The sequence below is a fragment of the Pseudomonas citronellolis genome, assembly GCF_029335315.1.
In the GTDB taxonomy this organism is placed as follows: domain Bacteria; phylum Pseudomonadota; class Gammaproteobacteria; order Pseudomonadales; family Pseudomonadaceae; genus Pseudomonas; species Pseudomonas citronellolis_A.
The window spans coordinates 20828-32156 of the sequence record NZ_JARJLT010000386.1; the positions used below are offsets into that span (position 1 = coordinate 20828).

Consider the following 11329-nt stretch of genomic DNA (forward strand, 5'->3'; position numbering starts at 1 on the left):
GAGGCGCCCATGGAGAACTTCTGGAACGTCTTCAGGCAGTCGCTGAAGAACATGCTGGGCAAGCCGCTGTGGCTGCTGACGGTGCTCTCGGTGGCCCTGACCACCTTGCCCTACGCCCACCGCACCATGGACGACCTGCCGGTGGCGGTGATCGACATGGACCACAGCGACGTCTCCCGCGAGTTGGTCCGCCTGCTCGACGCCGCGCCCAAGATCGCGGTGCGCAGCTACGCCGAGCTGCCCACCGCGCAACGCGACCTGGCCTGGCGCGAGCTGTTCGGCATCGTCATCGTCCCGGTGGATTTCGAGAAGCGCGTGCTGCGCGGCGAGGCGGTGACCATCCCGATCTTCGGCGACGCCACCAACCGCATGGCCAACGGCCAGATCCAGCAGGACATCACCGCCACCTACAACGACCTGTCGCTGCGCTACAACGCCCAGTTGCTGCTGCGCAACGGCTTCACCGGGCGCCAGAGCGAAGTGCTGCTGAGCCCGGTGGTGGGCCAGCTGACCGACCTGTTCAACCCTGGCACCAGCTTCGCCGCCATCGTCCTGCCGGGGCTGGTGACGCTGATCCTGCAGCACAGCCTGCTCCTGTCCTGCACCCGGGTGAACCTCAACCTGCGCGGCGGCACCCCGCGCTCGCTGCGCCAGCCACCGTCGACGCGCTTCGGCCGCTACTGCGCGCAGCTGCTGATCTGGACGGCGCTGAGCATGCTGTTCTACGTGATCTGGCCATGGATCATGGGCTACCGGCAGACCGCGTCCTTCTTCATGCTGATGGGCCTGGTGCTGCCGTTCCTGCTGGCGGTGATCGCCCTGAGCGAGTTCCTCGCCGAGCTGCTGCCCTCGGAAGAGGCGGTGTACCTGACGATGACCTTCATCACCCTGCCGCTGTTCTACATGGCCGGCTTCACCTGGCCGCCGCAGGCCATGCCGCAGTGGGTGCAATGGCTGGCCAACGGCATCCCGTCGACCTGGGCGATCCGCGCGGTGGTGGAGATGAACCAGATGAACCTGCCGCTCTCGGCCGTTTCCGATCGCATTCTCATCCTCCTCGGCATGGCCGCCGCCTATGGCCTGCTGGGTACCCTGATCTACCAGTTCCGCAACTGGCGCTGGGACCAGCTCAAGGGCTGGTGACGGGCGGGCCGCCGGCGAGCGGTCTAGAGTGAGTGTTTTCGCACGCACACGGGAGTTCGAGATGAGCGCATTGAACGGCAAGGTCGCGGTGGTCACCGGCGCGGCCAGCGGCATCGGCCGGCAGATCGCCCTGACCCTGGCCGGCGCCGGCGCGGCGGTGGCCATCGCCGACCTGCAGCAGGCGGCCGCGCAGCAGGTGGTGGAGCAGATCGAGGCGGGTGGCGGCAAGGCCCTGGCGGTGGCCATGGATGTCACCGACGAGCAGGCGGTGGACGCCGGTATCGAGCGTGTGGTGAAGGAACTGGGTGGTATCGACATCCTCGTCTCCAACGCCGGCATCCAGATCGTCAACCCGATCCAGGAGTACGCCTTCGCCGACTGGAAGAAGATGCTGGCGATCCACCTCGACGGCGCCTTCCTCACCACCCGCGCCGCGTTGCGCCACATGTACCCGGCGGGTCGCGGCGGGGTGGTGATCTACATGGGCTCGGTGCATTCCCACGAGGCGTCGCCGCTGAAGTCCGCCTACGTCACTGCCAAGCACGGCCTGCTGGGCCTGGCGCGTACCCTGGCCAAGGAAGGCGGGCCGCATGGCGTGCGTTCCCATGTGGTGTGCCCGGGCTTCGTGCGCACGCCGCTGGTGGAGAAGCAGATTCCCGAGCAGGCCAGGGAGCTGGGCATCAGCGAGGAAGAGGTGGTGAAGAAGGTCATGCTCGGCGGCACCGTCGACGGCGAATTCACCACGGTGGAGGACGTCGCGCAGACCGTGCTGTTCCTCGCCAGCTTCCCCTCGGCCGCGCTCACCGGGCAGTCGGTGCTGGTCAGCCACGGCTGGGGCATGCGCTGAGGCCGCTCCTGCCACGCACCCCCAACCCGTACCGTCGTCCCCGTGAACGCGGGGATCCAGAGACTCGGGCATGCGATACCCAGCGGGCGATGGCGATGGCATCCACGGCCCCCCTGTAGGAGCGCGCCATGCGCGCGATTCGCGGGCATGGCCCGCTCCTACGGCGACCCCCCCTCCGCCTATCGCCAGCCCTTGCCGGGATGGCGCACTCATGGCATCTTTGTGAAAATGATAAAGTTTCGCATTTGAGGGGTGTTCACAGGCGCACTCCCGATGCAATGCGCGCATCGCGCCGAGGGTTCCCGTGTCGTCCCCGTCCGCTTCCACCCACTCGCAGATCGGCGAACTCTACGCCGGCCACCATGGCTGGCTGCTCGGCTGGCTGTACCGTCGCCTGGAATGCCGCCAGCAGGCCGCCGACCTGGCCCAGGACACCTTCGTCCGCCTGCTCGGCCGCCGCGAGCTGAAAGGCCTGCGCGAGCCGCGCGCATTTCTCGCCACCGTCGCCCGTGGCCTGGTGGTGGACCATTTCCGCCGGCAGAGCCTGGAGCGCGCCTGGCTCGACAGCCTGGCGCAGCAGCCCGAAGCCGAGGCGCCCTCGGCCGAGGAGCGCGCCCTGGTGCTGGAAACCCTGATGGAGATCGACCGCCTGCTCGACGGCCTGAAGCCCAAGGTGCGCAGCGCCTTCCTGCTGTCGCAGCTGGATGGCCTGACCTATCCGCAGATCGCCGAGCAGCTGGGTGTTTCGCTCAGCTCGGTGCAGCAGTACATGACCCAGGCCTTCGCCCACTGCTACCAGGCGCTGTATTCATGAGTCGGGCGCAGCCGCTGGAACACGGCGTGGTCGAGCAGGCCATCGGCTGGCGCGTGCGCCTGGCCTCCGGGCTGGCCGGCGCCGAGGAACTGGCCGCCTGCCAGCGCTGGCGCGCCGCCGACCCGAGCCACGAGCAGGCCTGGCAGCGCCTGGGCTTCTTCGACGCGCGCCTCGCCGGCATCGCCCCGGAACAGGCCAGCAGCGCCCTGCGCCAGGCCGCCTTCGACCCGTCGCGGCGCCGCGCGCTGAAGAACCTCATGCTGCTGGCCGGCTGCGCCGCCGTGTTCGGCAGCGGCGCCTATGGCCTGCGCGATTCGCGCTGGCTGGCCCAGGAACGCACCGGCGTCGGCGAGCGGCGGCGCATCGAGCTGCCGGATGGCGGCTGGCTGCAACTGAACACCGACAGCGCGATCGACCTGGCCTTTGACGCCCACGTTCGCCGGGTACACCTGCTGGCCGGGGAAATCCTCGTGCAGACCGGCCAGGACCCGGCCGGCCGCGCCTTCTGGGTGGACACCGCGCAAGGCCGCCTGCAGGCCCTGGGCACCCGTTTCGCCGTGCGCCTGGAAAGCCACGACGCGCTGCTCGCCGTGCAGCAGGGCGCGGTGGCGGTGACGCCGGGCAGCGGCGAGCGGGTCGCCGGGGTGGTCCAGGCCGGCCATCAGGCGCGTTTCGATCGAGAGGGTTTGTACGGCGTGGCCCAACTGGACGCCGACGCCCTGGCCTGGAGCGACGGTTACCTGGTCGCCCGGCAGTGGACCCTGGGCCGCCTCTGCGCGGAGCTGGCGCGCTACCGTCCGGGCGTGCTGCGCTGCGACCCGGCGGTGGAGCGCCTGGCGATTTCCGGGGTGTTCCCGCTGGACCAGCCGGAGCAGGCCATCGCCGCCTTGCAGCGCAGCCTGCCGGTGCGCGCGCTCTATCGTACGCGTTACTGGGTGACCCTGGTTCCCGCGTAGGGCGCATAACGCCCCAGGCGTTATCCGCCGAACCCGATGGCGGCGGATAACCGCGAACGGTTATCCGCCCTACGCGGCCTTGCGCTGGCCTACACCGCCTTCGGCAGGGGCGCGAACAGCGCGTCGATGTCGGCGTCCTCCAGTTGCCAGTCGGTGCCGGCGCCTTCGAGGATGCCGGCGGCCAGCGCGGCCTTTTCCCGTTGCAGCAGCTGGATCTTTTCTTCCACCGTGCCACGGGCGATCAGCTTGTAGACGAACACCGGCTTGTCCTGGCCGATGCGGTAGGCGCGGTCGCTGGCCTGGTTCTCGGCCGCCGGGTTCCACCAGGGGTCGTAGTGGATCACGGTGTCCGCCGCCGTCAGGTTCAGGCCCACGCCGCCGGCCTTCAGGCTGATCAGGAACAGCGGCACGCGGCCCTGCTGGAAGTCCTCCACCGGCGCGCGGCGGTCGCGGCTTTCGCCGGTCAGCAGGGCGTAGTCGACGCCACGCTGCTGCAGCGCCTCACCGATCAGCGCGAGCATCGAGGTGAACTGCGAGAACAGCAGCACCCGGCGGCCTTCGGCGAGCAGTTCCTCGAGCATGTCCAGCAGGTATTCCAGCTTGCCCGAAGTCACCGCCTTGGCCGAACGGCCGCCGGCCGGCGGGGTATCCTTCTGCACCAGGCGGATGTCGCAGCAGACCTGGCGCAGCTTGAGCAGCGCCTCGAGGATGATGATGCGGCTGCGCGCCAGGCCGCGCCGGGCGATCTCGTCGCGCACCTTGCGGTCCAGGGCCAGGCGCACGGTTTCGTAGAGGTCGCGCTGCGCCTCGCTGAGTTCGATGTGCTGGATGAACTCGCTCTTGGGCGGCAGTTCCGAGGCCACCTGTTCCTTGGTGCGGCGCAGCAGGAACGGGCGGATGCGCGCGGCCAGGTGGGCCAGGCGCACCTGGTCGCCATGCCGTTCGATGGGCGTGCGGTAGTGCTGGGCGAACTGGCGGGCGTCGCCCAGCCAGCCGGGCAGCAGGAAGTGGAACAGCGACCAGAGCTCGCCCAGGTGGTTTTCCAGTGGCGTGCCGGTCAGGCACAGGCGGTTGGGCGCGCGCAGCTGGCGCGCGGCCTGGGCCGCCTTGGTGCCGGCGTTCTTGATGTTCTGCGCCTCGTCGAGGATCAGCAGGTGGTAGGCGTGCTTGCCGAGCTTCTCGGCGTCGCGCGGCAGCAGCGCGTAGGTGGTGAGGATGAGGTCGTGCTCCTCGATCTTCGCGAAGTCGCGACGCCGCCCGGCGCCGTGCAGGGCGAGCACGCGCAGGTCGGGGGTGAAGCGTTCGGCCTCGTCCAGCCAGTTCGGGATCAGGCTGGTGGGCATCACCACCAGGGCTGGCGCGGTGAGGCGCCCGGCCTGTTTTTCCAGGAGTACGTGAGCCAGCGTCTGCAGCGTCTTGCCCAGGCCCATGTCGTCGGCGAGGATGCCGCTGGCGCCCACCGCGCGCAGGGTCTGCATCCAGCTCAGGCCTTCGTGCTGGTAGGCGCGCAGCTCGGCGCGCAGGCCTTCGGGCAGCGGCGCCGGCTGGGCGCGGTAGTCGCGCAGGCGCTGGGCGATCTCGCGCAGCTCGCTGCCGCCCTGCCAGTGCAGCGGCAGCTCCTCCAGCTCCGACAGCCGCGCGGCGTCCGGAGCGCCCATGCGCAGCCGGCGCACGGGCGCCTGGTCGCCCAGGTAGAACTCGGACAGGGTGCCCAGCAGCGGTTTCAGCTTGGCGAACGGCAGGGCCACGCGCAGCGGCCGCTCGGAGGCGGTCTGCCAGGCGTGCACCGGGTTGCGCCCGGCGTCCAGGCGCAGCACCAGTTGTTCGTCGTCGGCGTGGCGGGCCAGGGCCACCGGGTCGAGCAGCGCCGGCATGCGCCGGATCAGCTCGATCAGCGCCGGCAGCAGGCTGATGCGCCGGCCGTCGATCTCGATGCCCAGCTCCAGGTCGAACCACTGGCGGTCGTCGGTTTCCTCGATCTCGGCGTACCAGCGTTCGACCGGGGTGAGGTCGAAGACGAACTCCGGGCGCACGTCGATTTCCCAGCCGGCCTCGCGCAGCTGCGGCAGGCCCTCGCGCATGAATTGCTGCCAGGTGGCGTCGTCGGGCAGCTCGAACATTTCCCCGGCGCTTTCCTCCAGGGCGTCGCTGCGCCGCATCGCCGGCTTGAAGCCGATCCGCCGCAGTTGCTGGCGCAGGAGCTGTTCCTGGTCGGGCTGGCGGCTGAGGCGAACGATGCGGTCGTCGCGGAACACCCGCAGCTCGCTGCCGGTGCGCGGGTTGATCGGCCCGGAGACCGGCGTGTCGGCGTACAGGAACGCCAGCGCGGCGCGGTGCCTGGAAATGTTCTGCATGCGCCCGCTGCGCAGGTCGAAGCCGCTGTGCACGTGGCTGCCCAGGGTCAGGCGCGGGCGCGGGGCGAGGCTTTCAGGCGCTGCCGGCGGCTCGGCGGGTGGGGTCATCGGAGGTTCCTTCCGGCAAGCCCGGGGAAATACACAAACGCCCGATGATACCCCTAATTGCCGCCCGCCGCTGCCGCCAGGGTATGGACGGCAGCCCCGCTCTTCAGCGCGCGAAGCGCCGCGCGCCGGCCACGCAGAGCACCACCGCGGCGGCCGCGGCGGCCATCAGCGGACTGACCTGCTCATGCAGCAGCAACCCGGCCAGGGCCAGGCCGAAGAAGGGTTGCAGCAGCTGCAGCTGGCCCACCGCGGCGATGCCGCCACGGGCCAGGCCGTGGTACCAGAAGAAGAAACCGATGAGCATGCTGAACAGCGACACGTAGGCCAGGCTCAGCCAGGCCGGAGCGCTGGCGGCGGCGAGGTTGGCCGGCCAGGTCCACAGGGTCAGCGGCAGCATCAGCGGCAGGGACAGCACCAGCACCCAGCAGATCACCTGCCAGCTGCCGATGTGCCGCGACAGCCGCGCGCCCTCGGCGTAGCCCAGGCCGCAGACGAGGATGGCCGCGAGCATCAGCGCATCGCCCAGCAGGGTGGCGCTGCCGCCCTGGCTCAGGGCGTAGCCGGCGACCACCGCGCTGCCGATCAGCGAGAACACCCAGAACGCCGGGCGCGGCCGCTCGCCGCCGCGCAGCACGGCGAACAGCGCGGTGGCCAGCGGCAGCAGACCGACGAAGACGATGGCGTGGGCCGAGCTGACGTGGCGCAGGGCCAGGGCGGTGAGCAGCGGGAAGCCGACCACCACGCCCAGGGCCACGACCAGCAGCGCCGGTACGTCCGCGCGCGCCGGGCGGCGCTGGCGCAGCAGCAACAGGATGGCCGCGGCGAGCAGCCCGGCGATGCTGGCGCGGGCCAGGGTCAGGAAGGTTGGCTCGAAACTGCCCACCGCCACCCGCGTGGCCGGCAGCGAGCCGCTGAAGATGAGCACGCCGAGGAAGCCGCTGAACCAACCGCCGAGAGAGCCATTCATGGGGCGTTCGCCAAAGAGGGGAGAGGTAGGGCGATGGTGGCGCCCGGGCGGGCGGACGGCCAGTGACAGATCAGTACAATTCGAACAAACTGTCCTGATATTTTATCAGTACAGTAACCTTCATCAGCACAGTCGAGGCGGCCATGGCCATGACCCGAGTGGACGGCGTGATGCGCCAGGTGCGCGAACGCCTGGCGGCGCGCAGCCTGGTGCCGGGCGAGCGGCTGCCGTCGATCCGCGCCCTGGCGGACAGCCTGGAGGTCTCCCGCAGCACCGTGGTCGAGGCCTACGAGCGTCTCGCCGCCGAGGGCCTGATCGCCGCCCGGCGCGGCTCCGGCTTCTACGTCTGCGGCCGGCTGCCGCCGCTGTCGCTGGCCGAGATCGGCCCGGCGCTGGACCGCAGCATCGACCCGCTGTGGATATCCCGGCAGTCGCTGGAGGCCGCCGCCGATTCGCTCAAGCCCGGCTGCGGCTGGCTGCCGCCGAGCTGGTTGCCGGAAGACGAGCTGCGCCGCGCCCTGCGCCAGCTGGCGCGGGAGCCGCAGTCGAGCCTGCTGGAGTACGGCCACCCCTATGGCCACGCCGGGCTGCGCGAGCAACTGGCGCGGCGCCTGGGCGACTACGGGGTGCCGGTGGGGCCGCAGCAGATTGTGCTGACCGACGGCGGCACCCACGCCATCGACCTGGTCTGCCGCTTCCTGCTGGAGCCTGGCGACGAGGTGCTGGTGGACGACCCCGGCTACTTCAACTTCCAGGCCCTGCTGCGCGCCCACCGCGCGCTGCCCATCGGCGTGCCCTACACGCCGAACGGGCCGGACGTCGAAGCCCTCGGCGAGATCCTGCAGCGCCACCGGCCGCGCCTGTACATCACCAACTCGGCGTTCCACAACCCGACCGGCGCGCAGCTCTCGCCGCTGGTGGCGCACCGCCTGCTGAAGCTGGCCGAGGCCCACGACCTGCTGATCGTCGAAGACGACATCTTCGCCGACTTCGAGCACGAGCAGGCGCCACGGCTGTCCGCCTTCGACGGCTTGCAGCGGGTGATCCAGGTCGGCAGCTTCTCCAAGACCCTGTCCGCCTCGGTGCGCTGCGGCTACATCACCACGCGCCCGGACTGGTGCGAACAGCTGGTGGACCTGAAGCTGGCCACCTCCTTCGGCAACAGCCCGTTCAACGCCGAGCTGCTTCATGAACTGCTGCGCAAGGGCGGCTACCGCCGGCACATCGACGGCCTGCGCGTGCGCCTGGCCGACGCCATGGGCGAGACCCTGGCGCGCCTGCGCGGCCTCGGCCTGCAACCCTGGCTGGAGCCGCGTGGCGGGGTGTTCGTCTGGGCGCGCCTGCCGGGCGGGCTGGACGCGGCGGCGGTGTCGCGGGCGGCGCTGGAGCGCGGCATGGTGCTGGCGCCGGGCAACGTCTTCAGCATTGGCCAGACGGCGCCGGACTTCCTCCGTTTCAACGTCGCCCAGTGCCAGTCGCCGCGGGTCTTCGAGCTGCTCGCCAGGGCGATGGACGATGCGCAGGGGAAGGCGCGCCGGGCCGGCTGAAAATTATTTTGATTTTCTTCTGCAGGTTTTCCGCACTCGTTCGGCCTCTGTGCAATCCCGCCTATGCGAACGAGGAAATCCAGCGCATGTCCCGCTTCCCCAACACGCCCGCGCGCCCCTTGCTGCGCGCCCTGCGCATCGCCACCCTGGGCCTGGCCGCGAGTCTGCCGCTGGGCGCCGCCTTGCCCGCCCTGGCCGCGCCCGCCGCGCAGCACTTCAAGGTGCCGGCCGGCAGCCTGGAAGACGCCCTCAACGCCTACGCGCGCCAGGCCGGCGTGCTGCTCAGCTTCGACCCGGCGCTGACCCGAGGCCTGCGCAGCCCCGGCCTGGACGGCGACTACCCGGTGGACGCCGGCTTCGCCGTGCTGCTCTCCGGCAGCGGGCTGGCCGCCGAGTCCAGTGCCGACGGCAGCTACCGCCTGCAGCGCAGCGCCACCGAAGGGGCCCTGGAAATGAAGGCGCAGACCATCACCGCGCAGACCGAGGAAGACCCCAAGGGCCCGGCCCACGGCTACCTGGCCAAGCGCAGCGTGACCGCGACCAAGACCGACACGCCGATCCACGAGACCCCGCAGTCGATCTCGGTGGTCACCCGCGAGCGCATGGAGGCCCAGGGCGTACAGTCGGTGAACGAGGCGCTGCGCTACACGCCGGGGGTGTCGTCCTACGGCTCGAACAACCGCTCGGACTGGTACACGGTGATCCGTGGCTTCTCGCCGACCACCTACCAGGACGGCCTGCAGCTGCCCAGCACCATCAACCTGGCGAGCTGGATGGTCGACCCCTACATGCTGGAGCGCGTGGAAGTGCTGCGCGGCCCGGCTGGCGTGCTCTACGGCCAGGGCGACCCGGGCGGGGTGATCAACCAGGTGTCGAAGCGCCCGAGCAGCGTGGCCCAGCACGAAATCCAGGTGCAGTACGGCAGCGACGCGCGCAAGCAGCTGGGCATCGACAGCACCGGCCCGCTGGATGACGCCGGGGTGTGGAGCTACCGGGTGGTCGCGGTCGGCCATGACGGCGACATCCGCGACACCCCCTGGGAGGACCGCCGCGTGGCCCTGGCGCCGTCGCTCAGCTGGCAACCCGACGAGGACACCCGGCTGACCGTGCTGGCCAGCTACCTGAAGGACGACAGCAACGCCCAGGACAACTTCCTGCCGGCCTCCGGCACCCTGAACCACAGCGCCTACGGCAAGATCCACCGCAGCTACTTCACCGGCGACGAGCACTTCTCCAAGTACGAGAAGGAGCAGTACAGCCTCGGCTACGAGTTCGAGAAACGCCTCAACGACGTCTGGCAACTGCGCCAGAACCTGCGCTACGCGCACCTCGACCTCAACGACAACATGGTCTACGGCGTCGGCACCGCCGCCTACTGGGGCATGGGCGACGACCGTACCCTGCTGCGCTACGCCGGCATCGAGAACCCCGAGTACAGCCGCTGGACCCTGGACAACCAGGCCCAGGCCGACTTCGACACCGGCTGGCTGCGCCACACCCTGCTGCTCGGCCTGGACTGGCAGCGCCAGCGCACCAAGGACCCGCAGGCCTACGTGCTGACCACCCCGCTGGACCTCTACGGCGGCCCGTCCTACGGCCCGGTGGACCCTTCGGCCTTCACCGCCGCCGACTGGACCTACAGCGACCAGACCGCGCGGCAGACCGGCGTCTACCTGCAGGACCAACTGCACTTCGACGAGCACTGGGTGCTGTCCCTGGGCGGCCGCTACGACTGGGCCAGCTCCAGCACCTACAACTGGACCGCCGGCACCGACAAGGTACGCACCAGCCAGTCGGACGAAGCCTTCAGCGGCCGCGTCGGCCTGGTCTACCTGGCGGACAACGGCCTGGCGCCGTACTTCAGCTACAGCGAAGGCTTCACCCCCAACGCCGGCACCGACTACGCCGGCAAGCCGTTCGACCCGACCAAGGCCAAGCAATACGAAGTGGGCGTGAAGTTCCAGCCCAAGGGCTCGGACAGCAGCGTCAGCGCGGCAGTGTTCGAGATCACCCAGCGCAACGTGCTGACCCCGGACACCGACCCCACTCACGTCAACAGCTACGTGCAGACCGGCGAAGTGCGCTCGCGCGGCCTGGAGCTGGAGGCGGTGGGCGCGCTGACCCGCGAGCTGAACCTGATCGCCACCTACACCTACCAGGACGTGAAGAACACCAAGGCCAACGACGAAAGCGACGGCAAGACCCCGATCAGCATCCCGACCCCGCGCAACATCGCCTCGCTGTGGGCCGACTACACCCTGCGCGACGGCCAGCTGAAAGGCCTCGGCTTCGGCGCCGGGGTGCGCTACAACGGCCGCAGCCCGGGCGCCCCGGACAACTCGCTGAACGTGCCCAGCTACACCCTGCTGGACGCCGCCGTGCACTACGACACCGGCCCCTGGCGCTTCGCCGTCAACGCCAGCAACCTGACCGACCGCGAGTACATCGCCGGCTGCTACGACGCCACCCGCTGCATCTACGGCAACGGCCGCAACGTGCTGGGCAGCGCGACCTATCGCTGGTGAGGCAAGGCTGAGCTGGAACGGCGGATAACCGCGAACGGTTATCCGCCCTGCGCCGAGGCGCTTTTCGT

Annotated in this window: 8 protein-coding genes; 6 read left to right on the forward strand and 2 right to left on the reverse strand. The window is 70.1% G+C overall.

All coding sequences use genetic code 11. The features are described 5' to 3' along the window. Nucleotides 1-9 precede the first annotated feature (9 nt). The 4 genes from P3W75_RS29660 (at nt 10) to P3W75_RS29675 (ending at nt 3760) form a co-directional block, all read left to right on the forward strand. Nucleotides 10-1143 (forward strand): ABC transporter permease, encoded by a 1134-nt coding sequence (locus P3W75_RS29660; protein ID WP_276230898.1) that lies wholly within the window; start codon nt 10-12, stop codon nt 1141-1143. Between the two features lie 61 nt (nt 1144-1204). Further along, the gene (locus tag P3W75_RS29665) at nt 1205-1990 is read left to right on the forward strand and encodes a 3-hydroxybutyrate dehydrogenase (protein WP_276230899.1); all 786 of its coding nucleotides are present in this window, start codon (nt 1205-1207) and stop codon (nt 1988-1990) included. A 304-nt stretch (nt 1991-2294) separates the two neighbouring features. Beyond that, complete coding sequence (locus P3W75_RS29670; RefSeq protein WP_276230900.1) at nt 2295-2804, forward strand: sigma-70 family RNA polymerase sigma factor; 510 nt, start codon at nt 2295-2297, stop codon at nt 2802-2804. Then, on the forward strand, nt 2801-3760 hold the full coding sequence (locus P3W75_RS29675) for a FecR domain-containing protein (protein ID WP_276230901.1): 960 nt from the start codon (nt 2801-2803) through the stop codon (nt 3758-3760). The genes P3W75_RS29670 and P3W75_RS29675 overlap by 4 nt, the downstream gene beginning before the upstream one ends. 89 nt (nt 3761-3849) lie before the next feature. Here P3W75_RS29675 and P3W75_RS29680 read toward each other — a convergent pair whose 3' ends face one another. Next, on the reverse strand, nt 3850-5880 hold the full coding sequence (locus P3W75_RS29680) for a DEAD/DEAH box helicase (protein ID WP_276230906.1): 2031 nt from the start codon (nt 5878-5880) through the stop codon (nt 3850-3852). Nucleotides 5881-6325: 445 nt separating this feature from the next. Further along, complete coding sequence (locus P3W75_RS29685; protein WP_276230902.1) at nt 6326-7189, reverse strand: DMT family transporter; 864 nt, start codon at nt 7187-7189, stop codon at nt 6326-6328. A gap of 143 nt (nt 7190-7332) precedes the next feature. Here P3W75_RS29685 and P3W75_RS29690 point away from each other — a divergent pair, with 143 nt between their 5' ends. Then, nucleotides 7333-8736 carry a PLP-dependent aminotransferase family protein gene (locus P3W75_RS29690; RefSeq protein WP_276230903.1) on the forward strand — a complete coding sequence of 468 codons (1404 nt, stop codon included), beginning with the start codon at nt 7333-7335 and terminating at the stop codon, nt 8734-8736. An 86-nt stretch (nt 8737-8822) separates the two neighbouring features. Next, the gene (locus P3W75_RS29695; protein ID WP_276230904.1) at nt 8823-11261 is read left to right on the forward strand and encodes a TonB-dependent siderophore receptor; all 2439 of its coding nucleotides are present in this window, start codon (nt 8823-8825) and stop codon (nt 11259-11261) included. The last annotated feature ends 68 nt before the right edge of the window (nt 11262-11329 follow it).